The following is a 24715-nucleotide window of genomic DNA, read 5'->3' on the forward strand; positions in this document are numbered from 1 at the left end:
AAACCATGGTATTGTCCGAGTTTTACTTTAATAACCAATACAAACACCATGGAACAAACGATTACTTTCTTTATTTACCTACACGCTTTCTTTGGAGGAGTGGGCTTGATTACCGGAATAGGAAGCATCATTGTTAAAAAAGGTAGCTCGTTACACAAAAAATTCGGCAAATTGTTCTCTATTGGAATGATTGGTAGTTCTGTAATTTCCATGCCAATAGCCATGACGCCAAATCATGAAAATCTATTTCTATTACTAATAGGCTTATTCACCATATATCTTGTTCTGGTCGGCAATCGTGCGTTGGCTTTCAAAATAAAAACTGAAGCCGATTTAATAGACAAAGTAATTTCAGGAAGTATGTTTTTCTTTTCGGTGATAATGCTGGGAATTGGCATATATACCCTTTTGAACACGAATACTATGGGTGTATTATATGTATTTTTTGGAGGGTTTGGGCTGCTCTTGACGCTTAAAGACTTTCAGTTTTATAGAAATTCTCAGAAGACCAAAAATGGGTGGTTAATATCACATATCGGCAAAATGATAGGTGCCTTAATTGCTTCTATTACGGCATTTATAATTGCTGGTCTTAGCATTGGAAACCTCATTGCCTGGACACTTCCTACCGTTCTTGGAACTATCTATATTATCTATTGGAAAAGAAAGGTTAGCCCAAAAACTGTGGCTTCCAAAAAACTATAAATAGATACTAAGTACATCATTTTGAAGCCTCAAAAAAAAACAAGACACCTACTAACGGTGCTCCAGCCTATAGTTAGATGGACTCTCCCCTACTAATTTTTTTGAAGAATCTAGAAAAGCTAATGAATTAATCTTTTGGAACCCTTGGCTGTGGTAAAAAAACTAGGCTTCTAGATAATAAAAAAGCTTCCCGTTGGGAAGCTTTTCTTTTTTAGTAACTACTAAAATAAAATGCTACAGTATTTTCTTCTCTACCCTAACGCCTGAGAAATATCGGCAATAATATCATCTATATGCTCTAGACCTACAGAGACACGCACCATACCGTCTGTGATGCCCGTTTCTGCTCTTTCTTCTACAGAAAGCTTACTATGAGTAGTAGAGGCAGGATGCGTTACTATACTACGTGCATCACCCAAGTTAGCCGAAAGCGATAACATTTTTATAGAGTCGAAAAACTTTTGTCCGGCTTGTAGTCCACCCTTAATCTCAAAAGCTACTACACACCCACCGGCTTTCATCTGCTTTTTAGCAATTTCATATTTAGGGTGCGATTTTAGAAATGGATATTTCACCCAATTCACTTTCTCATTCGCTTCCAAAAATTCCGCTAATTTCAATGCATTTTCACAATGACGGTCAACACGTACCGCTAGTGTTTCCAAGCTTTTAGAAAGTACCCAAGCATTAAAAGGAGACAATGCCGGCCCGGTAATACGAGAGAAACGATATACTTTATCTATTAATTCTTTAGACCCTACAGTAATACCTGCAAGCACACGACCTTGACCATCCATTAATTTCGTTCCAGAGTGGATTACCAAATCTGCTCCAAATTTAATAGGCTGTTGTAAGTAAGGTGATGCAAAACAATTGTCTATTACCAATATTAAATTATGCTTTTTTGCAATCTTTCCTAAAGCTTCCAAATCCAGTATATCTACACCTGGGTTAGTAGGAGATTCTGCATATATGATTTTGGTCTTTGGTGTAATCAATCCCTCAATAGCATCTAAGTCATCAATCTTAAAGTAGCTATGATCAATATTCCATTTCGGGAAAAAGTTAGTGAACAACGAATGTGTTGACCCAAAAATACTACGTGCAGAAAGCACATGGTCGCCACTATCTAAAAGCGCCGCCAACGTAGAAAATACAGCAGCCATTCCCGAAGCAAAAGCAAACCCATTTTCGGCACCTTCCATCTGGCATACCTTCTCTATGAATTCAGATGAATTGGGATTTGAATAACGCGAGTAGATGTTTCTTTCTTTCTCTTCCGCAAACGAAGCGCGCATATCTTCTGCATCTTCAAACACAAAACTAGAAGTCATGTACATTGGTACAGAGTGCTCTAGATTTTTAGTACGTTCCAACTGTGTTCGAATGGCGTTCGTTTCAAATTTCTTTTCCATGATCATGTAATTTACAGAAAGAGAACTTTCTCTACTGTTTCAATTTTATAATTTATCCTTTTTCGGCTATTCTGAGGATATCCCCAAAAACACCTCTTGCCGTAACTGCAGCGCCTGCTCCCGCTCCTTGTATCACTAATGGATTTTTACCATAAGATTCCGTATAAATCTCAATTATAGAATCAGAACCTTTTACTTGCCCTAAAGCACTTTCTTTTGGCACCGAAACAAGTTTTACATCTAATATACCTTTCTCTTCTTGAAGGTTTCCGTGTAAATCGCCCACATATCGTAATACATGACCTGGTTTCTGATTCTTTTTAATTTCGTTGAACTTCGCATCTACCAAATCTAGGTTGTCAAGAAAATGGTTTACATCGCCATCTCTCAATTCTTCCGGTATTAGGTTTTCAATATTTATATCAGAAAACTCATTGCTCAAATCCAATTCTCTTGCAAGAATCAACAGCTTTCTACCTACGTCATTACCGGAAAGGTCTTCACGAGGGTCTGGTTCCGTAAAGCCGCTTTTCATTGCCGCTCTTAATATGTTCGAAAATGGCTCTTCGCTCTCAGAAAAAGTATTGAAAATATAACTTAACGAGCCCGAGAATACACCTTTTATACCTGTGATATTTTCACCTGAAAGATGTAATAAACGTATAGTATCTATTAAAGGAAGACCAGCGCCTACATTAGTTTCATACAAGTATTGTTTCTGATGTTTGTCCAGTTCTTCTCGCAATAGTTGATAATAATCAAAGCCTAATGTGTTCGCTATTTTATTGGACGAAACTATATCAAAACCATTCTCTACAAACTCAAAATAATGAGCTACAAAATCACTGTTTGCCGTATTATCAACAACAATCAGATTTTCTAAATGGTGCTCTTTTGTATAGGCAATAACATCTTCAACGCTATAAGCAATACCTTTATCCTCAATCGCGGATTTCCAGTTTTTAGGAATTCCCTTTTTATTCAATAAAATCTTTCTAGAATTGGCTACAGCAAAAACATTCAGGTCTATACCTTTTCGCTTTTGTATGGTCTTAGTCGATTTTAAGATTTGGTCAATAAGCGTTCCACCAACATTTCCGTGACCAAAAATGACCAAGTTCACCTTTTTGCTAATTCCAAAAATCTGACCGTGCATTACATTCAATGCTTTATTCAAGTCAGATTTTCTTAGGACAAGACTCACGTTCTTGCCAGATACCGTGTTATTAAAAAGTAGCGGTGCAATCTGGTTTTTAATCAAAGAGTTGTACGGTCTATGGAACGTACTCAAGTCCTGACCCACAATTGATATAACCGAAACCTCATCCAAAACGGTAATCATATTAATATCCTTAGACTGGTAATCGCTTTCAAATTCTCTATCTAAAGCACGTTTGGCTTCTAGAGCTTGATCGGCATTTACAACCAACCCAATACCTCGCTCAGAAGAACCTTGCGAAATAATACTAACACTTATATTACTTTTTTGAAGTGCGCTAAAAATACGGGCATCCACCCCTACTTTACCCAAAAGACCTCTACCCTCTACATTAATTAAGGATACATTTTCAATAACAGATAGCGATTTAATACCACCCTCTTCGGTCTTTGCACTTATTAGTGTGCCTTCATTATCATTGTTGAACGTATTTAAAATACGCAGCGGAATATTCTTTTCCAGTAATGGAATTATGGTTTTGGCGTGCAAAATAGTAGCACCAAAATTAGCTAGTTCATTAGCCTCCCCATAAGAAAGGTGAGAGATACGTTTAGCATCTGACACCAAATCAGGATTAGCCGTGTAAATACCATCTACATGGGTGTAATTCTGGAGCTCTTCTGCATTCAAAAAGTTAGCGAACAATGCTGCAGAATAGTTACTACCGTTCCTACCCAAAGTTGTTGTTTCTCCTTTTTCATCAGAAGCTATAAAACCTGTAATAATAGGCACTTCATCTGCCTCTAACTTAGCAAACTTTCGTAACACATTCTCTTTTGACAAAGCTTCATTAACAGAAGCATCGCCAAAATTAGAATCGGTTTTTATCAGTTTTCTAGAATCTAGCATTACAGCTTTTATGCCTTTCCCTATCAATAATTTAGTAACCAATTTCGCGGAAATAAGCTCTCCAAAAGATAATAACTGATCCTTTATCTTTAAGCTGTAATCTCCCAAAAGAGATACTCCTTCAAGCAACTTTGCGAGGTCTTTGAACTCCGCCGAAAGGTTAACGTTCTTAAATGTATGCTTCTGATATTTTTCAAAAGCCTCAAAATCTTTATAATAGTTTTCGCCATTGGCGGCCTTTTCTAAAATAGCTTCCAATTGATCCGTCCCCTTTGCCCGAGCAGACAGAACTACGGCAATATTTTCACCTTCTTTTACCTTGCTAGAAATAATTTCCAAGACACGTTCCAACCCTTCACCATTGGCAAGTGATTTTCCGCCAAACTTTAGGACCTTTGCTTGTTTTGACTTTCCATTGGTACTAAAAATAGGTTCCAGCAACCTTTCCATCTGTTCAAACTCAATCAAAAAAGCATCGTGCCCATGAAGAGAATGTACCTCACCATAAGTAACGTTACCATTAGCCTGAGCTAAACGCTTGAAAGTTTCTTTATTTTCTTTTGCCGTAAAGAACAAATCAGAATCTACCCCAATAATATGAATGTTTACATCACTATTTTGAAGGTCGATAAAATTCTGTTCCCCATCTCTCATGACATCTATAGTCTTGAGCAATTGGTTCATTAATTTATAGGCCGAAAGCTGAAAACGTTCTTGCAGTTTTTCTCCGTGATGTCTTAACCAGCTCTCCACATTAAAAACCTGGAGCTCTTCATTAGTACTCCTTTTGAAACGTTCTTTGAACGATTCCGGTGTACGATAACAAAGCATAGCATGCATACGTGCATCATGAACAGGCTGCTTACTATTTACCAAAAATTGCTCTTGAATCTGACAGTTACCTATCAACCAATCCGTAGATTTCCAATCAGATGCCACGGGAATCAAATGTTGCATCATTTTAGGGTTGAGTGCAGCCATTTCCCAAGCAATACCTCCTCCTAAAGAGCCACCCAAAAGAGCGAACAATTTCGTGATTTCAAGCTTTTGAAGACCTAACAAGAAAATTCTTGCAATATCTCCTGATACGAAATCCTTATAATTATCGATAATAAATTTATCCTCTCCGTTTCCGGGAATATTAAACGATAGTATCGTATATTTTCTGGTGTCAATGCACTTGCCCTCCCCAATAAGTGCAGACCACCAGCCGCCTTTTCCCGTAACATTAGAGTTACCGGTTAAAGCATGGTTGACCTGTACAATGGGAGCAGTGTGCAATTTTTGACCAAACAACTGATAAGACAACTCAATATCTTGAGTTACCCCACTAATTGTAGTATAGTTTGCTAATTTCAAATGATGAAGCATACGACTTATATTAGACCTACCCGACATAATACCGGGTTAGGTCTTATTAATTTCTAATAGAAAAACTTATATTGATTAGAGCGCTGCGAAAGCGTTTTCCAAATCTGCTTTTAGATCCTCTATATCTTCCAAACCAACTGACAAACGAATTAAATCTTGACCTACACCTGCTGATGCCAATTGCTCTGCATTTAACTGCTGATGCGTTGTACTAGCTGGGTGAATGATTAATGATTTGGTATCGCCAATGTTAGCTAATAGAGAGAAAATCTTAGTAGCATCGGTAACTTTTTTAGCCGCCTCAAAACCTCCTTTTATTCCAAACGTAACTAATCCACTTTGTCCTTTTGGTAGATATTCTTTGGCTAAATCGTAGTACTTACTACTCTTAAGACCTGGGTAGTTTACCCATGCCACTTCTTCTCTTCCTTCTAACCAAGTAGCCAATTCTAGAGCGTTTACACTATGTTGCTTGATACGTACATTCAATGTTTCCAAACCTTGAATAATCTGGAATGCATTAAACGGACTCAAAGCTCCACCAAAATCACGCAATCCTTCTAAAATCAATTTGAAAGTAAAAGCAGCTGCACCTAAAGCTTCGCTATAAACCAAACCGTGATAACCTGCGGATGGCTCAGTAAATTCAGGGAATTTTCCGTTAGTCCAATCAAAAGTTCCGGCGTCAATTATAGCTCCACCTAAAGAAGAACCATGACCACCAATATATTTAGTAAGTGAATGTATAACCAGGTTAGCACCATGCTCAATTGGATTCAAAAGTGCTGGCGAAGCTACTGTGTTATCTACAATAAAAGGAACCTGTGCCGCTTTAGCCTGTTTTGAAATCGCTTTTAAATCAAGTACATCCAATTTTGGATTTCCTAAAGACTCTACAAAGAAAGCTCTAGTATTATCTTGTACTGCTTTTCCAAAACTTTCTGGATCAGATGCATCTACAAAAGTTGTAGTGATTCCCAATCTTGGCAAGGTAACATTCAATAAATTGAAAGTACCACCGTATAAACTGCTGGAAGCCACAATATGGTCTCCCGCTTTTAAAAGTGTCAATAAACCTGTAGAAATAGCAGCAGTTCCCGAAGCAAAAACTACAGCTCCTACCCCACCTTCTACGGCAGCCAATCTATCTTGAAGAATTTGATTGGTAGGGTTGTTCAATCTCGTATATATAAAACCAAGTTCTGCTAACGAAAATAAATTAGCTGCATGGTCCGTATCATTAAAAACGTATGATGATGTCTGATAAATAGGCACAGCACGTGTACCCGCAGTCTGCGTAGTATCATGTCCGGCATGTAATGCGTTGGTTGAGAATTTCTGGTCACTCATAATCTTAGATTTTTAATTGTTATTTAAAATAATTAAAAGCCCAACCCTAAACTGCAGCCTCGCAATTAGGTAAAATATCAAAAGAGTTATAAGAAGGCAAAAGATTAGTATGAGTAATCTATTTTGTTATCTGTCCCAATATTACAGGGATAGAATGTAGCACCTTCTCTGCGCAAAGAGGCAAAGGGTTGCTAAGGTTTCAAAGGGTCTATTCCCTCCACCTTTCTTGATAACTATTCAATACGTGTTTGAACTTTTGTGAATGCAAATATATAGTCGGTGAATTTAAATTCACCAACATTTTTGAAAAATTTATAAATTAAAGGCTTTTTTCACCTCATCTACCATGTCTAACTTTTCCCAAGTAAACAATTCTACTTCTTTCTCAATACGACCGTTGTATGGCGATTCAAAAACCTTAGTTACTGTTCTTGGTTCTTTACCCATATGGCCATAAGCTGCAGATTCTAAATAAATAGGGTTACGCAACTTTAAACGTTCTTCAATAGCATGTGGACGCATATCAAAAAGTGCCTTCACCTTCTTGGCAATTTCACCATCAGAAAGGCTTACGTTAGATGTACCGTACGTGTCCACATATATGGAAGTAGGCTCTACCACTCCAATAGCATAACTAACCTGCACCAAAATTTCATTGGCAACACCTGCTGCCACTAAATTCTTAGCAATATGACGTGCTGCATAAGCGGCACTTCTATCTACCTTACTTGGGTCTTTTCCACTAAAAGCACCACCACCGTGAGCTCCTTTACCACCGTAAGTATCAACAATTATTTTTCTTCCCGTAAGTCCGGTATCACCATGAGGCCCACCAATTACAAACTTTCCGGTTGGGTTAATGTGATATTTAATCTTATCGTCAAATAAGTTTTGAGTTGCCTCAGGCAATTGCCCAACAACCCTTGGTATTAAAATCTCTACAAGATCTTTTTTGATTTTAGCTAACATAACATCATCATCCGCATCAAAAGCATCATGTTGTGTAGAGATGACAATAGTATCTATTCGCTGGGGCACATTATCATCAGAATACTCAATAGTAACCTGAGATTTGGCATCTGGTCTTAAGTAATCTATGATTTTACCTTCTCTACGTAAGTCTGCTAAATTCTGAAGAATTTTATGCGAAATATCTAAAGCCAAAGGCATGTAGTTTTCTGTCTCTTTAGTAGCATAACCGAACATCATACCTTGATCTCCTGCTCCTTGCTGTTCTTTTTGACCGCGATCTACACCTTGGCTAATGTCTTGAGACTGCTCATGAATAAGTGAAATAACCCCACAAGAGTCTCCACTAAACTGATATTCACCTTTGGTATAACCAATTCCATTGATTACATCTCTTGCAATGGTTTGAACATCTAAATAAGTATCGCTCTTAACCTCTCCGGCTAAAACTACCTGACCTGTGGTAACCAAAGTTTCACAAGCAACCTTGCTTTCTGGATCAAAAGCCAAAAAGTGATCTAATAAGGCATCGCTTATTTGATCGGCAACTTTATCAGGGTGTCCTTCGCTAACAGATTCGGAAGTAAATAAATATGGCATAACAAACTTTTATTTTTATAAAAGGATTTGAACGCAATGCCCGAAGAAGATGATGTGAAAAAATTCAACATCAACTGCTTTAGCATTTTTTTTGTTTCATAGTCTAACTCAGACTCAAAACAGAGGTTGCAATCAGTCAAATCCCTCCTCTTTATTTATAACTAGGACGCAAAAGTATAAAAAATGTTCAGTTCAATATATTAATATCGTGTTATTTATTGCCTCAATTAATAAATAACATATTTAAACCCCCTATTCATTATTAATTATAGGTCATATTTTACCGAAAAAAGTATGTAGCGAGGCTGCACAAAATAGGTCTGGGTAGTAAAAAATAAATCATTGGTACTATCTCTATTCAATGTAGTGGTATTTAGCAAGTTGGTGCCTTTTATACCATACTCCCAATGGCTATCTTTCTTTTGATACGTAATATTAGATTCTAAAAAACTATACGTATTGGCAATAGTATCTTCCTTGTCTGTATAATTATAATAGTCATAATCAATATTAAAAATAAAGTTCTTCAGAAAAGTAGCATCAAACCTAGCATAAGGCCTGCTTGTAAAGTATGTAGTCTCTAAATTTCCGTTTTCATAATTATTTACGGTATATCTGTACCCCAATTCTAAATTGGGTGCATCTTTAAAATTAGTTGATAATGCCCCCGTATAGTTTTGCGTAAAAGAATTGGATGTACGTTGCAGGTTATCAATTAAATTATTGGTTGTAGACCATGACACATTCCCTCTTACAGAACCTTTTATCTTGCCAAAAGTGCGTTCATAATTCCCACTTGCGGACAATGACTCATCTTCAAAATTGGAATTGATAGTCGTACTCACCCTATTAATTCCAATAATATCAGCACTACTTTTTAGCGCATCTATTCGTTTGGTATAGGCTACGTTCGCAAAAATGTTGGTCAAATTGAACATATTGAAACTAAAGAAATTCAACGATAGATTGTGATTTAGAGCACTTTCTAAATCTCTGTTGCCACTATAAAGAGAGTTATAATTATTAGCAACATACCCTTGCGCAAAATTGCTGACATCTGTAAAAGCCCTTGTTACCCGGTAATTGAAACGTATGTTTTCTGATTTTTTCAACTGGGCATTAATATATAAATCCGGTAATAGAGAGGTAAGATTATCTTCTACTACAGTTGCTAATTGCTCATTCTTAACATTGAATTGATGGAGTGTAACTCCTGGATTAAAAGTAAAAATTCCTGCGATGACTTTATAATGAAGTCCCAAATACAAATCCGAAACATTAAAAGTAACGTCATTACCAAACTCAACTCCAGTCATATCTAACGTATCTTCATTATCTAAAATCTGAAAGATATCCGAACTAAAGTTCTGATGACTTTGGGTGGTTCCTAGTGTAAGATTGAGGTTACTTTTAGAACCAAGCACACGATAATAATCAACCTTTGCATCTACTTTATTGGTGATCACATTTTTAGATTGATTTATATTATATAGATTTTGATTTTCATCTACTGGAAAAATATCGGCAAAAGCAAATTCACTCCTAATTGCTTCATAAAAAGGGTCTTCGTCTTGATACAAATGCTGTGCCTCTACTGCAAAAATGTTCTTTTCATTCAATGTATAGTAGAGATTAAGATTCTGATTCACCGCTAAAGGCCTTTGCTTTTTAACTTCAGAAATCTCGTCCGTAATATTGGATATGGAAAGCACATCTACCTCTTCATTATCATCGGATTGCTTTAAAAGCGCATCATAATCCAATTGAAAATTAGCATTGGGTTTATATCTAGCACTAAATTTCGCTAGCCCAAGGTGTACCGTCTGATCTGTATTTGTTGTGGCATTTTCTACATCGTTACTAGCTATATAGGTGGTATTTCTTTGAGATTTCATTAACGTTCCTGTATAGGAATAAATTCCGAAACCACTTAGGTCTAATGTCTCAGTTGGCGCATAACTAAAGTTGGCCGCAGCAAACTTAGTATCTATATCATTAGCTCTATTGTTCTGTGCTGTAGAAAGACCCAACCCATCAGCTCCGGTTGCTATTGAACTACCTCCTCTTGAGTTTATATTCCTAAAGCCACCGGTAAAATTTCTATAGTCGTTCCGAGTAAAAGGAACTTCGCCTAGATTGTTTAAATCGGTAATAATATTAATGCTGTATTTGGGACTGTAATAGAAAAGTTTAGGATGTGCTAGATATCTATCATCAGGACCAAAGCCCGCCGTTAACTCACCAAACCAAAAATTCTTTTTCCCTTCTTTCAGCCTAATGTTCAAGGCCACATTATCATCATCATTAGTAAGGCCTTTCATTTGAGAAACCTCATTGAAATTTCTTAATACTTCAACCTTACTTAGAGCATTTGCGGGAATATTTTCAACAGCCAATTTAGTATCGCCATCAAAAAAATCTTTCCCTTCTACCATAACCTTGCTAACAGTCTTCCCCTCTACCTCTATCTGACCATCATCGTTTATCTCTATACCTGGAAGATTCTCCAGAACGTCTTTCAGCTTTTTTTCGGTACCAGAAACAAAAGCATCCGTATCATAAACAATAGTATCGCCTTTTACGGACACTGGCATTTCATAAGTTACCTCTACCTCATCTAATTGACTTGCCTGTTCCTGCATGATAATGTCCTTAACGGCATCGGCATCAGTTGCGGTAAACGTAAATGACTCGGTCTTAAAACCCAAGTAACTAACTTTTACCGTGTATTGAAATCCAGATTTCAGCTTTAACTTATACAGCCCGGCATGGTTTGTAATGCCATACGATTCCAACCCTTTGGTTTCCGTATTTATAGCTATAACGTTAGCCATATCCACACCCACATCTAAACTGTCCTTAACCGTTCCGGTCAATGAAATTTCTTGAGCCACGCCCATGGTTACCATGGTAAGGAAAAAGACAAATAATAAAATATTTCTCATTATGAAATTGTTAGATGCAACTTGGTAATAGTTTGTGAATAGAAATATTATTGAGGGCGGCCGTCTCCTCGTCCACGTCTATTCCTAAAGTTTTCGCGCATCTCTTTCATCTTCTCCTGTGATATCTCATCATATTCCGTCTGAGTAACTTTTTTACCTTTACTCGGAGCCTTGATTTCTATTTTCTCAGATGGGTTTAAAGTGATTTCAGAACACACTATAGTCGTAATATCATCACTTACAGCAAGAATAAGTCCCGGAAGCCCCCAATAGGAAGCTGGACCTTGGTTAATAGGTATCTCTGGAGTATACCACGCTATAATTTCAACTTCCTTTATAATGAATTCCTCATCTTTTTTCTCACCTTCTTTCTTCTCCAAATCATTTGGACGGCGAAAAACAGCTCTCATATTAGGACGTTTTATAGTCTTTACAGCCGTAGCCTTAAAAGCCGTATAATTCCCTATCTGTTTGGTATCACTTTCTAATTTCCAATCTAGTTTCTCCAATTCATCATCAACTAGAAAAATTTTACCCAAAAGCTCGTTTTTGATTAAATATCTCTGGCTTTTAATATCCTTGTATAAATCACCACCAGAAGCCATCATAGCACCAAAACGTGGTCTTCTACCACCTTCTCTACCTCCTGGTTGTTCTAACTGTTCTTCTTCCTCATATATAGATTCTGTCTGATTGAAAGTAAGCTCAAAGGTTTTTTCATTGGCCTTTTTCATGCGCTCCATTATCTCCTTTTTACGGTCTTCTGGTATTTTTCTACCTCCAAAATCCATATTTACCTGAGTCTTGCTCTGGTATGTTGCTTTTCCCTGAAAATCTTGTGCGTACGAACTAGCGCATAGCAAAACAAGAATTAAACCTATAGACCACTTATCTTTCATCATAATAGTTTGTTAGATTGAATTTAAGACTGTGAAAAATCCATTTGGTTTAATCCACCTTTCAAAAGAAAATAAATGCGCATTTAAACATTTTTTCCTCTGTGCTTGAAATATTTTTTTTACTTCATACAGTTATCTTGTATCTTGTACCTTCTAATTGTTCTGAAAACAACAACACAACCATTAATTAATTTAGCTCTATGCACATAGCAGTTGCCGGAAACATCGGTGCGGGAAAAACAACCTTAACTAGATTATTAGCAAAACATTACAACTGGGAAGCCAATTTTGAAGAGGTCGTAGACAACCCGTATCTAGATGATTTTTATAATCAAATGGAACGTTGGAGTTTTAATCTTCAAATCTACTTTTTGAACACAAGGTTTCGTCAAATCCTCCAAATAAGAGAAAGTGGCAAGGATATTATACAAGATCGGACCATTTATGAAGATGCCTATATTTTTGCACCCAACTTGCATGCTATGGGCCTTATGACCAATAGGGATTTTACTAATTACCAAAGTCTTTTTGAGTTGATGGAAAGCTTAGTTCAACCTCCTGACCTGCTTATTTATTTACGTAGCTCTATTCCTAATTTGGTAAAACAAATTCATAAAAGAGGCCGTGAATATGAGAACAGTATATCAATAGACTACTTGAGTAGACTAAATGAACGTTACGAAGCATGGATACATGGTTATAGCAAAGGAAACCTTCTTATAATTGATGTAGACAATTTAGATTTTGTTGATGAACCTGAAGATTTAGGTACAGTTATCAATAAAATCGATGCAGAGATTAACGGCTTATTCTAGGTAGAAATCATTTTATAAAACCATTTTCTTTAGCATGAGCAATGGCCTGTTCACTACTTTCCACCAATAATACCGGTGTTGTTTTGTAGGTTTCGAACAGTCCGCTTACGCGTTCCATTCTCCTTTTATGGGCTACACTTCTTAAATAGATTGCGCTAACTTGTTTAGGGTAAAGCTCTGCTATTTCTTTATAAATATCTGCGTCATGCTCACCACTATCTCCTATCAAGATAAATTTTAGATTCGGATAGGTTTTTAAGATATTGAGTATTTCCTTTTGTTTTTGAGGTTTCTCTGCTCTTGATTTACCACCTCCCAATCTGGGAAAATTTCGCAAAAGAATAGGTCCTTTTGGAAAATCATTTTCTTGAAGAAAAAGTTCTAGATAGCGGTACAAGTTCCATGGGCTGTGGCTTACGTAAAAGATTGGATTAGCAGCTGCTCCGGATTTTCCTCTATGTAACAAACCATAAAACTCTGCCGAACCCTTAAGTGGTGTTCGCTTACTTGCACGTTTTAAAATAGTGTTCACCACCACACGCCACTTTAGAGAAGATACTACACCGGTATGTAAGATGGTATCATCTATATCGCTTATAACTCCAAATTCCGCATTTTTAGAAGGAATTAAAACCTCACCCGGAAAGCGGTTTTGATGAAGTATTTCTCTACGCAGAGCACTATCATCATATGCAATTTCATAGTTTAACCATCCTTCCTGATTGGTAAGCTGACCTAAATCCTCAAGGGATTCATCAAAAACGTAATAGCCTCTCCTATCGGTTTTACCGGATAATATTCTACCATCTGATAGTTTTACCTTCACGGAGGTGTGTCTTATTTCATCGGTTTCAAATCGTTTGTAACTGTTCCAAATTAGATTGAAGAAACCTTTTTGGGACAAATCTATTTCTTCATCCTCCAAAGCTCGGCCGCGTGCATAAAAATGCGAATCCGTACCATAACTCTGAAAAGCAATGATCTGCAACTTGTCTTTCTTCCCGAATAAACCCATAGCATCAAATATACTTAAATATAGCACTTGGACTAGACCTAATAAAAAACTACAAGTGCTCAAAAGGAACGTTCACGCAACCAAAGGTAGGTTTCCCTCAACGGTGGTTTTTTAGAAAAGAGTTCAGCAGTAAGTTTAACCAAATCTATTCTGCAGATAGACGCTAAAATTCAAAAAAAATGAAGCCAAAGAAAAATCCACAACAGGACCTGAACCGCAACCGACCCATTTACTTTCTATTTGGACTACTATTTGTTCTTATGTTAACCCTAGCAGCATTTGAATGGAAAACCTACGATCATTCCTATGACTATGATATTTCTATGAATATTGAGGATGAGCTAACTGAAGAGCTACCCATTTTGGTAGAGTTTAAAACACCACCATCTCCTAAACAAATTCAGGCGCCACCTATTATTGAGATAATTGATGATGAAGACGAAGAAATAGAAGACATAATTGAATCTTCCGAAACAGACCAAGAAGAAAAAATCTTAGAGGTCTCAGATATTGAAGTAATGGATAACGATGAGCCAGAAGAGATGTCCTTTATGGTTATTGAAGATGTACCGGTTTTTCCAGGATGTGAAAAGGAACAGAACAAAAGAGCGTGTTTCCAAACAATGATGAACAAACATATTGCAAAAAACTTTAGATATCCTGAATCTGCACAAGAAATGGGCATACAAGGCAGGGTGAATATTATGTTTGTAATACAAAAAGACGGAAGCATTGGCAATGTACAATTGCGAGGACCAGACAAAAGCCTTGAAAAAGAAGCCAAAAGAATAATAGATAAACTACCTCAAATGGAACCGGGAAAACAGAGGGGTACACCAGTAAGAGTCCCTTTTAGCATCCCAATAAATTTTAGACTTCAATAAATAAAAAAGGGACCATTTTCATGGTCCCTTTTTAAATATGAATTAGGTTAAGTTATTTTCGAATATCCACATTTTCAATAGTGATTTCGGTTTCTTTACCTTTATTCGATTCAACGTTTTTCTCAAAAGCCATCAATTGATTTTTTACGTCTGATTGAGTTCCTTTAAAAATTTTCTCTTGAGATAATTTTTCACCGTTCACAACTGTAGTATATGCAATTGTTGCCTCGGCCATGTGAGAATCTAGGTCATTCATTTCAATCCTAATCTCTTTATTATTCTCTACACCGGCCATGCCAGTAGCTTCCATTGCAATACTTGGCGCAATAACCAAAGCCACAACAGACATCAATTTTAAAAGAATATTTAAAGAAGGTCCCGAAGTATCTTTAAATGGATCACCCACCGTATCACCTACAACGGCTGCTTTGTGTGCATCCGTACCTTTACGACCATCAGACTCAATCATCTTCTTAGCGTTATCCCAAGCACCACCAGCATTAGATTGGAAGATTGCCATTAGAACACCACAAGTTGTTACACCAGCCAAAAGACCACCTAGCATTTCTGCACCACCTATAAAACCAACCGCAACTGGAACCACTATTGCCAATAGGCCCGGCAAAACCATTTCTCTAATAGAAGCTTTTGTAGAAATATCCACACACTTGTCATATTCCGCATAACCATCGGCGGCATCAAAAATAGCACGTTGTTCTGGTGTCGCTTTTGACATATCTGAATCTACCTCTCGCATTACCTGTAAAGCGGCTTTTAACTGAGGAATATCTCTAAATTGACGTCTTACTTCTTCGATCATTGCCATTGCAGCACGACCTACAGCATTCATTGACAACGCGGAGAATACAAAAGGAAGCATCCCTCCTACTAAAAGACCCGCCATAATTTTAGGTTGTGACACATCAATAGAAGTTACATTGGCCACTTTCATAAAAGCAGAGAACAAAGCTAAAGCCGTTAACGCTGCAGAAGCAATCGCAAAACCTTTACCTATAGCTGCTGTAGTATTACCTACTGCATCTAATTTATCTGTACGCTCTCTAACTTCCTTAGGAAGTTCTGCCATCTCTGCGATACCACCAGCATTATCAGATATTGGTCCGTAAGCATCAACAGCTAATTGGATACCTGTATTAGCTAACATCCCTACAGCAGCAATTGCGATACCATATAAACCTGCAAAATGATGCGATACTATAATTGCAGCTGCAATTAATAAAATAGGAATCATCGTAGACATCATTCCCACACCTAAACCAGCTATTATATTTGTTGCAGCACCAGTTTCAGATTGTTTTACAATTGAGTTTACTGGTTTTGAACCTGTACCTGTATAGTATTCCGTAATCTTACCAACACCTAAACCAGCAATAAGACCAGCAAGAGTTGCATAGAATATACCCATTGCACCCATTGGTAAACCGTCTATAGATTCTGGGATTAAGGCAGTAATAATAAAGTATGAAGCCACAACCATTAAACCAGCAGAACCAAATTCGCCAACATTTAAAGCAGTTTGTGGATTTCCACCATCTTTAACTTTCACAAAGAAGGTACCTATAATAGACATCACAATACCTACCGCAGCTAGCACTAAAGGAAGGTAGACAGCACCTAAACCTGCAAAATCAGGAGTAATAATAAATGCACCCAATACCATGGTACCTATAATAGAACCTACGTACGATTCAAATAAATCTGCTCCCATACCGGCAACATCACCAACATTATCACCAACATTATCTGCAATTGTAGCAGGGTTTAAAGGGTGATCTTCAGGAATACCTGCTTCAACCTTTCCAACTAAATCCGCACCAACATCAGCAGCTTTGGTATAAATACCACCACCTACTCTAGCGAAAAGAGCAATAGAAGAAGCTCCTAAAGAGAAACCTGAAAGAACATTCAATACTAAACTTAAATTCTCTGCACCAGGCCACATAGACTGGTAAAACATGAACAGAACACTTAGTCCTAAAACTCCTAGTCCAACAACTCCTAGTCCCATTACAGCACCACCTGCAAAGGCAACTTCCAAGGCTTTGCCTAAGGAGGTTTTAGCAGCTTGGGTTGTTCTAACGTTTGCTTTTGTAGCAACCTTCATTCCTATGAAGCCTGCTAAAGCTGAACAAATTGCTCCTACTACAAATGATAGGGCCACCATTCCGTGAGAACCTTCTTCATTACTTCCTTTAAAAAACAGAAGAATAGCTACTGCTACTACAAAAATTGCAAGAATTTTGTATTCGGCTTTCAAGAAAGACATTGCACCATCGGCAATATTCTTTGCTATTCTTGCCATTTTTTCGTCACCAACTTCTTGTTTGGTTACCCATACGTCCTTGACGAAAACGAATACCAGAGCCAGTATTCCAAATACTGGCAAAAATTTCACTACTAATTCCATTTGAGTTGTTGTTTAGGATTTCTAATGACAACTAAAGTAATGAAATTGATCTTATAAAAAAAAGCCTTTTTTATTGCTAAAAAAGGCTTTTTGAAGAGTAATTATTATTTATATCGTAAATGTACGCGTCTTTTTAAATTCGCTATTATCATAACGCTCTACACATTCATGATAGATTTTAACGGCTTCTTCAGCATCACCCCATCCACCAGTATCAACTTTCTTCTTTTCTAAATCTTTATAGACTTTAAAGAAATGCTCAATTTCCTTTAAACGGTGAGGATTCAAATCACTAATGTCGTAATTGTTACTCCATATTGGATCTGAAACTGGTACACAGATAATTTTTTCATCCGGCCCTTTTTCATCGGTCATATGAAAGACACCAATTGGTCTTACTTCCATTACTACCATAGGATATGTTGGTTCTGCTCCCATTACCAAAACATCTAGCGGATCTTTGTCCAGCGCTAAAGTCTCAGGAATGAAACCATAATCACCAGGATACATCATTGACGAAAAAAGCATACGGTCAAAACGTATTTTATGTAATGTAAAGTCGTATTCGTATTTATTTCTACTTCCTTTTGGAATCTCTATTAAAACATCAAAAGTTATGTCAGCTTTTTTTCCCATTTTTTAGGTTTATTTTACAACCGCTAAGGTACAAAAATGCATACGTGTCCACCCAGAAATACAAAAAAACATCTGATTTTGCAGTAAAAAATAAGAATCAACAAATTATAAGGGAGTCTACTACAGCGATAGGTATTTAAAAGTCTAAAAATATAAACCACTACAAATGAGCGGACTACACTTTACTGACCAATTAAAGCATTTAGTTAGAAGTCAAATCCAAACGTTCCTGTAACACTAAAAGGACGAGCATCTGGAGCATCCAAATAATTACCTCTAAAGTTGAAATCTATTCTAAGAATCTTAAAAATGTTACCAATCCCTAGCGAATACTCGTAGTAAATTTTATCAGATGGCGCCTGCAATGGTGTATTTATAGTTGCCGGCAAACTTAAAGCTTTGTTTTCATCAGACAAATCTCCCCAGACCCCTCTAAGTCCAATAATCTCCCGCAGATTAAGTTTCCTCAACAAAGGAATTCGTGAAAAAATACGACCATTAAAATTATGTTGTAAGTGCAATGCTACATAAGTATCGGTAACAAACTCATAGAAGTCAAGGTTAGGAAATGTTCCGTAGTTCGAAAAGAATGTCTGGTTTCCTGGCACTACATTTAATAGTCCCAAAGGCACTGTGTTAAAGGTCTTACCCATTTCTAAAGTTGAGAATAACCTACCAAAACCACCTATTTGCCAAGGCTGACTATAAGAGAATTGTAATTTACTATAGCTAAAATCGCTATCAAAAACCACATCCACACCTTTGGTGTAACTCAATAATAGCGTACTATAATCTTCGTTCATTCCCTTACGTTCCACGCCATAACCAATGGTTCTTTTTCCAGGCGTATAAACTACCAATGCATTAAAATCGAACTGGTTTATCTCTGATGAAATTCCTGTTGGAGAATCTGCATCTACATAATCTAGACTAAAATCATCTGGTAAGGCCGAACTTAACTTTCTAAACGTTCCTCCTATCCCAAGCCTAAGGTTGGTTACAGGTTCTATTTCTATATTGAATTTGCTCAGGTTGATATTCGTTAACCTATTATTAGCACCAACAGTCACCAATGAAGACGAAGCTATACTTCTACCGAGCACATCATTCGTGGCAGTAAGACTTACACCTAACTGTTCAATATCTCTCCTGTTACCACCTGAAACAATAAGCCTACTCTTTTTATCAAGCAATATTTTACCGGACATACCGTGCTTGAATTTTTTATCGGTAAAACCATAAGCTGTATACCCTTCAACACGCCAAAGGTCATTTTCTCCAAAATACGAACGTGCACCAATACGAACACGTGGCCCTTCTGCTTGGTTATAACCAAAAACATCATAAACGGAACCAATGTCCATGTTCCACTTATCAATCTCTACAAAACCACTACCCAAAATACTAACCAAATTGTAGTAAGACCTAAATTTTGGTACTGTTTTTAAAGTATCTAAAAGCTGATAAATTCCTTTTTCGTCCTTATTTAAGCTCTCCAACCTACTATTCTCCCAAAAAGTACTATCACGATTTAGGACTGCAGTATCATAAGGGTTACTCTCTGTCTTATAAAACTCTTTTGGCTTCTTTTGATCAAAAGTATAATTATCAAAAACAGTAGTACGTTTACCGTACATACCTCTTGACTCTTCTTTCTTCTGAAAACTAAAGTCGCTCATCATATAATCCCGTTTCAAAAGAAACACGGAATCATTAACTACCTCAAAATCTTGTTCAATATATATTTCTTTTACCCAGTTGATGTTGGCACTTTTGGTCACTTCTAAGTTGATGTTCTTTACAGCATATGTAGAATCGTTCACCCAGAAATCACCTTTAAAAGTAAGTTCGTTCTTTCTTCTTGGGTAATAGACAATGTTGTAACACCATTTATCCTCAATAAACGCACTATCCCGCAGGGCATAATTATAAACATCAACCCCTGTTCTTGACAAAGGGCTAGTAAAACTCTTATCAAAGAACTTCAGGTAATTATCGTAGATATCATACTCTTGATATAGATCTGCAACAAAAGCAATTATAGACTGGTTGTTATCAAAACCAGAGTTTTTATTACCTAAGATGTCTTCTTTCTCTTCATCAAGGCGATTATCTCCATAGACTTTAGAGAAAGTCTCGTTCAAAAATATTGGCAAATAGGTTTTACCGGTAATACGTGAAGTATCTAAATCCTTAAAGACAAACTCAAGACCCTTAAATATCTTTTTCTTCATTAGGGCGCTATCAATAGTATTCAGGTCAAATTCTACCTTCTCATACTTTTCAAAAGCATACTGGTTAAACTTCCGTAGACCGTTCTCCCGTTTTTTTGCCCATATTTTTCTCAGTATATCTACTGCAGGATTATTTTTCTTAGACTGCTTTCCACCAACAAGAACTACCTCATCTAGTTGCTGAGAAGACTCCTTCATTACAACCTTCATCTTATAGGTCACCTTGGTAGTCAATGGAATCTCCACACTCTCATACCCTATAAAAGAAATAAGAAGGATAGGATGGTCATCATCAGACTCCATATAAAAGTTACCATTATCATCGGTAATAGTACCTTCATAAGAGCCTTTAAAAAGTACATTGGCAAAAGCTACCGGCTGGTTATCTTCGTCAATAACAATACCACCCACTTTAGTTTGCGCGCTGGCAACCAAAGAAAAAAGTAGTACAACAAATAATAGAAGGTTTTTCATCTAAGAAATTTTCTCTGTACTATATAAACAAATAATGTACCAGAACAGATTTTATAATAATTCTTGGCTCGTTTTTACATAAAAATTAAAGTTCGCTTCTGTTTTTTGCCTACAACCTGAATTTAAGCTAAAAACATTGAACCGAACTACTAAAAAAAATGCTTCGCCAACATTAAGTCGGCGAAGCAAAAGTACCTTTACAAATTTGTTATACCTATTTTTTGTACATCACTTTCTTGACTGCGTTAACCACATCTGTATGATTTGGCAACCATTCCGCCAACAAAACAGGAGAATACGGTGCAGGTGTATCTGCTGTATTTATCTTCTGAATAGGTGCATCTAAATAGTCAAAAGCGTGAGATTGCACATGAAAAGTTATTTCAGAGGCAACATTACCAAAAGGCCAAGCCTCTTCTAAAATAACTAAACGATTTGTTTTCTTAACCGATTTTAAAATTGCTTCGTAATCCAATGGCTTAACAGTACGCAAGTCAATGATCTCACAGCTTATTCCTTCTTTTTGAAGTTCATCAGCAGCTTTATCGGCCTCTTTTATAATTTTACCAAAAGAAACGATAGTAACATCACTACCTTCTCTACGGATATCTGCAACACCTAATGGAATTGTATAGTCTCCTTCAGGAACTTCTCCTTTATCTCCATACATCTGCTCAGACTCCATAAAAATAACAGGATCATTATCACGGATAGCTGCTTTCAACAATCCTTTTGCATCTGCCGGATTAGAAGGAACAACAACTTTTAGTCCTGGACAGTTAGCATACCAGCTTTCAAAAGCTTGTGAGTGCGTAGCACCCAACTGACCTGCAGAACCTGTAGGACCTCTAAAAACGATAGGACAAGGAAACTGCCCACCCGACATTTGACGGATTTTAGCTGCATTGTTGATGATCTGATCGATACCCACCAAAGCAAAGTTAAAAGTCATAAACTCTATTATTGGACGACAACCAGTCATTGTAGATCCTATACCTATACCTGCAAAACCTAATTCTGCAATAGGCGTATCTATAACACGCTTGGCACCAAACTCATCTAGCATTCCTTTAGAAGCCTTATAAGCGCCATTGTATTCGGCAACCTCTTCTCCCATCAGGTAAACTGACTCGTCTTTTCTCATTTCTTCCGACATCGCCTCAACGATGGCTTCCCTAAATTGTAGTGTCTTCATATTATATGGAGTATCTTTTTATTATGTGCGTTAAAAACGCAAGCAAAAATAGGAAAATATATGTCAAATAATAGGCTCTAAGAATCAAAATAAGTTATAAAAAATACTATGCATGCATAGTATTTTTGAAAAAGATTACATATCTTCGTCTAGATTATAAATAGCTTTATAGACATGAAAATATTAGTTTGCATAAGTAATGTTCCTGACACAACCTCCAAAATTAACTTTACGGATGGTGATACAAAGTTTGACACCAATGGTGTACAGTTCGTAATAAACCCTAACGATGAGTTCGGTTTAACACGCGCCATGTGGTTTAAAGAAAAGCAAGGAGCTACAGTACATATTGCTACAGTTGGCGAAGCTAGCGTAGAACCAACTATGCGTAAGGCACTTGCAATTGGCGCTGATGAAGCCATTAGAATTAACGCTGTTCCAACAGACGGTTTTTTCGTTGCCGAACAATTGGCCAACGTAATTAAAGACGGAGCATACGACCTTATTATTGCCGGTAGAGAAAGTATTGATTATAACGGAGGTATGGTTCCTGGAATTTTAGCCACTCTTTTAGGAATGAATTTCGTAAACACTTGTATTAGTCTTGAGGTTGAAGGCACTACAGCTACCGCTATAAGAGAAATAGATGGTGGAAAAGAAACTGTACAGACTTCACTTCCCCTAGTTATTGGAGGACAAAAAGGTCTTGTACAAGAGAGTGACCTTAAAATACCCAACATGCGTGGTATTATGATGGCAAGAAAAAAGACACTTACCGTGATAGAGCCTGTTGGCGCTACAGTTGCCACTAAAGACGTTAAATTTGATAAGCCAGTAGCTAAAGGAAGCGTTAAATTGGTTAATTCAGCTGAAGAATTAGTAGAATTACTTCACAATGAAGCCAAAGTAATTTAGTCACTATATATAGGTTGCAGTTTTCTAGATGCCGGTTCTTTGACCAGAACATTAGAAACTACCATATACAGTTAAGCTTTATCCCTAAAAAATAAAACAATACACAAATGTCAGTATTAGTATATACAGAATCCGAAAACGGAAAACTTAAAAAAAGTGCTTTTGAAGTGGCCTCATATGCCAAAGCAGTGGCAGACCAATTAGGTTCATCAGTTACCGCAATTTCTTTTAATGCAACCAGTAACGATGAACTAGGTACTTATGGCGTTTCCAAAGTATTGAATGTAACAGATGACAAATTAGCTACATTTAACGCTCTTGCTTACGCTAATAGCATTGCACAGGCAGCAAAAAATGAAAATATTCAGGTAATTATAGTGAGCTCTAGTACGAACAGTAAATTTTTAGCTCCTATTCTAGCTGCTAAATTAAAAGCTGGTTACGTACCAAACGTGGTTGCCGCTCCTGAAAGCGCATCACCATTTACAGTAAAGCGTACTACTTTTAGTAATAAGGGTTTCGCACATACCGAAATTACCACGGAGACTAAGATTATAGGTGTTTCTAATAATTCTTTTGGTCTAAAAGAAAATGCAACGACTGCAGCAGTTGAGGCTTTTAATGCCGATTTAAGTGATGCTGATTTTTCAGTTAAGTCCATTGAAATAGATAAAGTTGCTGGTCAAGTTACTATTGCAGATGCAGATATCGTAGTCTCTGGCGGAAGAGGTCTTAAAGGACCTGAAAACTGGGGAATGATAGAAGACCTTGCCGAAGTTCTTGGTGCAGCTACAGCTTGTTCCAAGCCTGTTTCCGATATGGGATGGAGACCTCATGGAGAACATGTTGGGCAAACAGGAAAGCCAGTTGCGGCTAATCTTTATATCGCAATAGGTATCTCAGGTGCCATTCAGCATTTAGCAGGAGTTAGTTCTTCAAAAACAAAAGTAGTTATCAACTCTGACCCTGAAGCCCCATTTTTCAAGGCTGCAGACTATGGAATTGTAGGTGATGCCTTTGAAGTAGTACCTAAACTCATTGAAAAATTAAAAGAATTTAAAGCACAAAACGCTTAATTTTCGTTAATTTGCGCTTATTAAAGGGCTGTTTAAATGCATGGTTTGCCCATATTTAAACAGTCTTTTGTATTTTAATGATTCTATGAGCTTAGTCAGGTTAAAAATAAAAGGTATTTCCTATAGCCAAACACAGAATGGAGCTTACGCTCTTATTCTGAACGAAGTTGAAGGCGATCGTAAACTACCCATTGTCATCGGTGCTTTTGAAGCGCAGTCAATTGCTATTGCACTTGAGAAAGAAATAAAGCCGCCAAGGCCTTTGACTCACGATTTGTTCAAAAATTTTTCGGATCGTTTTGATATTGTAATCAAACAAGTCATTATCCATAAATTGGTAGACGGCGTTTTTTACTCTAGCATAATTTGCGAACGAGATAAAATTGAAGAGATTATAGACGCTAGAACAAGCGATGCCATTGCTTTGGCACTCCGCTTTAACGCACCTATCTTCACCTATAAGACCATTTTGGATAAAGCAGGAATCTTCCTTAAATTTTCGTCTAAAGACAAGGATAAAGAAGAGACTGACGATAGTATTGTGGTAGATGAAATTTTGCAAGAAGGCGAAACCGTAGAAATAGAATCTGGCGCAACAGATGGTTACACAGAACTTTCTATTGATGAACTCCACAAAGAACTAGACCTAGCCGTTAACAATGAAGATTACGAAAAAGCGGCCAAGCTTCGAGACGAGATTTCCAAAAGAAACTGATAAACA

Annotated in this window: 17 protein-coding genes and 1 riboswitch; of the genes, 6 read left to right on the forward strand and 11 right to left on the reverse strand. The window is 37.0% G+C overall.

Going from position 1 to position 24715, the window contains the following annotated elements; genetic code table 11:
- Positions 1 to 48 precede the first annotated feature (48 nt).
- Positions 49 to 705: a hypothetical protein gene (locus tag HW347_RS12125; RefSeq protein ID WP_214612077.1), complete on the forward strand. Its 657-nt coding sequence runs from the start codon at positions 49 to 51 to the stop codon at positions 703 to 705.
- 251 nt (positions 706 to 956) lie between these two features.
- On the opposite strand, the gene HW347_RS12130 is transcribed toward HW347_RS12125, so the two are convergent.
- The 6 genes from HW347_RS12130 to HW347_RS12155 all read right to left on the reverse strand — a co-directional run bounded on the left by HW347_RS12130 (position 957) and on the right by HW347_RS12155 (position 12325).
- The gene (locus HW347_RS12130; RefSeq protein ID WP_214612078.1) at positions 957 to 2120 is read right to left on the reverse strand and encodes a trans-sulfuration enzyme family protein; all 1164 of its coding nucleotides are present in this window, start codon (positions 2118 to 2120) and stop codon (positions 957 to 959) included.
- Between the two features lie 52 nt (positions 2121 to 2172).
- A complete protein-coding gene (gene thrA / locus HW347_RS12135; protein WP_214612079.1) occupies positions 2173 to 5559 on the reverse strand; it encodes a bifunctional aspartate kinase/homoserine dehydrogenase I in 3387 nt (1128 codons plus the stop codon).
- 75 nt (positions 5560 to 5634) lie between these two features.
- On the reverse strand, positions 5635 to 6909 hold the full coding sequence (locus HW347_RS12140; RefSeq protein WP_214612080.1) for an O-acetylhomoserine aminocarboxypropyltransferase/cysteine synthase family protein: 1275 nt from the start codon (positions 6907 to 6909) through the stop codon (positions 5635 to 5637).
- Between the two features lie 123 nt (positions 6910 to 7032).
- Positions 7033 to 7145, reverse strand: a riboswitch (SAM riboswitch).
- Between the two features lie 76 nt (positions 7146 to 7221).
- On the reverse strand, positions 7222 to 8478 hold the full coding sequence (gene metK / locus HW347_RS12145) for a methionine adenosyltransferase (protein WP_214612081.1): 1257 nt from the start codon (positions 8476 to 8478) through the stop codon (positions 7222 to 7224).
- Between the two features lie 266 nt (positions 8479 to 8744).
- A complete protein-coding gene (locus tag HW347_RS12150; protein WP_214612082.1) occupies positions 8745 to 11423 on the reverse strand; it encodes a carboxypeptidase-like regulatory domain-containing protein in 2679 nt (892 codons plus the stop codon).
- A 47-nt stretch (positions 11424 to 11470) separates the two neighbouring features.
- Positions 11471 to 12325, reverse strand: a complete 855-nt coding sequence (locus tag HW347_RS12155; RefSeq protein WP_317195318.1) for a GLPGLI family protein — start codon at positions 12323 to 12325, stop codon at positions 11471 to 11473.
- 197 nt (positions 12326 to 12522) lie between these two features.
- Between HW347_RS12155 and HW347_RS12160 the strand changes: the two genes are divergently transcribed.
- Positions 12523 to 13137 carry a deoxynucleoside kinase gene (locus HW347_RS12160; protein ID WP_214612083.1) on the forward strand — a complete coding sequence of 205 codons (615 nt, stop codon included), beginning with the start codon at positions 12523 to 12525 and terminating at the stop codon, positions 13135 to 13137.
- Between the two features lie 7 nt (positions 13138 to 13144).
- Here HW347_RS12160 and HW347_RS12165 read toward each other — a convergent pair whose 3' ends face one another.
- Entirely contained in the window at positions 13145 to 14152 is a 1008-nt protein-coding gene (locus tag HW347_RS12165) for an App1 family protein (protein ID WP_214612165.1), read from the reverse strand.
- Between the two features lie 179 nt (positions 14153 to 14331).
- Between HW347_RS12165 and HW347_RS12170 the strand changes: the two genes are divergently transcribed.
- On the forward strand, positions 14332 to 15036 hold the full coding sequence (locus HW347_RS12170; RefSeq protein ID WP_214612084.1) for an energy transducer TonB: 705 nt from the start codon (positions 14332 to 14334) through the stop codon (positions 15034 to 15036).
- 52 nt (positions 15037 to 15088) lie between these two features.
- On the opposite strand, the gene HW347_RS12175 is transcribed toward HW347_RS12170, so the two are convergent.
- The 4 genes from HW347_RS12175 to HW347_RS12190 form a co-directional block, all read right to left on the reverse strand.
- Entirely contained in the window at positions 15089 to 17464 is a 2376-nt protein-coding gene (locus HW347_RS12175; RefSeq protein ID WP_214612085.1) for a sodium-translocating pyrophosphatase, read from the reverse strand.
- Between the two features lie 108 nt (positions 17465 to 17572).
- Positions 17573 to 18100 (reverse strand): inorganic diphosphatase, encoded by a 528-nt coding sequence (locus HW347_RS12180; protein WP_194533855.1) that lies wholly within the window; start codon positions 18098 to 18100, stop codon positions 17573 to 17575.
- 206 nt (positions 18101 to 18306) lie between these two features.
- Positions 18307 to 20808, reverse strand: a complete 2502-nt coding sequence (locus HW347_RS12185; protein ID WP_214612086.1) for a DUF5686 family protein — start codon at positions 20806 to 20808, stop codon at positions 18307 to 18309.
- Positions 20809 to 21022: 214 nt separating this feature from the next.
- A complete protein-coding gene (locus HW347_RS12190; RefSeq protein WP_214612087.1) occupies positions 21023 to 22003 on the reverse strand; it encodes a pyruvate dehydrogenase complex E1 component subunit beta in 981 nt (326 codons plus the stop codon).
- A gap of 174 nt (positions 22004 to 22177) precedes the next feature.
- On the opposite strand from HW347_RS12190, the gene HW347_RS12195 reads away from it, so the two are divergent.
- From HW347_RS12195 to HW347_RS12205, 3 genes are all read left to right on the forward strand, one after another.
- Positions 22178 to 22918, forward strand: coding sequence for an electron transfer flavoprotein subunit beta/FixA family protein (locus tag HW347_RS12195; RefSeq protein WP_214612088.1), 741 nt, complete (start codon positions 22178 to 22180; stop codon positions 22916 to 22918).
- 107 nt (positions 22919 to 23025) lie between these two features.
- Entirely contained in the window at positions 23026 to 23994 is a 969-nt protein-coding gene (locus HW347_RS12200) for an electron transfer flavoprotein subunit alpha/FixB family protein (protein ID WP_214612089.1), read from the forward strand.
- A gap of 85 nt (positions 23995 to 24079) precedes the next feature.
- On the forward strand, positions 24080 to 24709 hold the full coding sequence (locus HW347_RS12205; RefSeq protein WP_155597711.1) for a bifunctional nuclease family protein: 630 nt from the start codon (positions 24080 to 24082) through the stop codon (positions 24707 to 24709).
- The last annotated feature ends 6 nt before the right edge of the window (positions 24710 to 24715 follow it).

The organism is Zobellia barbeyronii (assembly GCF_018603515.1).
Classification (GTDB): domain Bacteria; phylum Bacteroidota; class Bacteroidia; order Flavobacteriales; family Flavobacteriaceae; genus Zobellia; species Zobellia barbeyronii.

Coding starts and splice junctions, on each gene's coding strand:
- HW347_RS12125 (WP_214612077.1), top strand. CDS start 49: ATGGAACAAACGATTACTTTCTTTATTTACCTACACGCTTTCTTTGGA.
- HW347_RS12130 (WP_214612078.1), bottom strand. CDS start 2,120: ATGGAAAAGAAATTTGAAACGAACGCCATTCGAACACAGTTGGAACGT.
- thrA (WP_214612079.1), bottom strand. CDS start 5,559: ATGCTTCATCATTTGAAATTAGCAAACTATACTACAATTAGTGGGGTA.
- HW347_RS12140 (WP_214612080.1), bottom strand. CDS start 6,909: ATGAGTGACCAGAAATTCTCAACCAACGCATTACATGCCGGACATGAT.
- metK (WP_214612081.1), bottom strand. CDS start 8,478: ATGCCATATTTATTTACTTCCGAATCTGTTAGCGAAGGACACCCTGAT.
- HW347_RS12150 (WP_214612082.1), bottom strand. CDS start 11,423: ATGAGAAATATTTTATTATTTGTCTTTTTCCTTACCATGGTAACCATG.
- HW347_RS12155 (WP_317195318.1), bottom strand. CDS start 12,325: ATGATGAAAGATAAGTGGTCTATAGGTTTAATTCTTGTTTTGCTATGC.
- HW347_RS12160 (WP_214612083.1), top strand. CDS start 12,523: ATGCACATAGCAGTTGCCGGAAACATCGGTGCGGGAAAAACAACCTTA.
- HW347_RS12165 (WP_214612165.1), bottom strand. CDS start 14,152: ATGGGTTTATTCGGGAAGAAAGACAAGTTGCAGATCATTGCTTTTCAG.
- HW347_RS12170 (WP_214612084.1), top strand. CDS start 14,332: ATGAAGCCAAAGAAAAATCCACAACAGGACCTGAACCGCAACCGACCC.
- HW347_RS12175 (WP_214612085.1), bottom strand. CDS start 17,464: ATGGAATTAGTAGTGAAATTTTTGCCAGTATTTGGAATACTGGCTCTG.
- HW347_RS12180 (WP_194533855.1), bottom strand. CDS start 18,100: ATGGGAAAAAAAGCTGACATAACTTTTGATGTTTTAATAGAGATTCCA.
- HW347_RS12185 (WP_214612086.1), bottom strand. CDS start 20,808: ATGAAAAACCTTCTATTATTTGTTGTACTACTTTTTTCTTTGGTTGCC.
- HW347_RS12190 (WP_214612087.1), bottom strand. CDS start 22,003: ATGAAGACACTACAATTTAGGGAAGCCATCGTTGAGGCGATGTCGGAA.
- HW347_RS12195 (WP_214612088.1), top strand. CDS start 22,178: ATGAAAATATTAGTTTGCATAAGTAATGTTCCTGACACAACCTCCAAA.
- HW347_RS12200 (WP_214612089.1), top strand. CDS start 23,026: ATGTCAGTATTAGTATATACAGAATCCGAAAACGGAAAACTTAAAAAA.
- HW347_RS12205 (WP_155597711.1), top strand. CDS start 24,080: ATGAGCTTAGTCAGGTTAAAAATAAAAGGTATTTCCTATAGCCAAACA.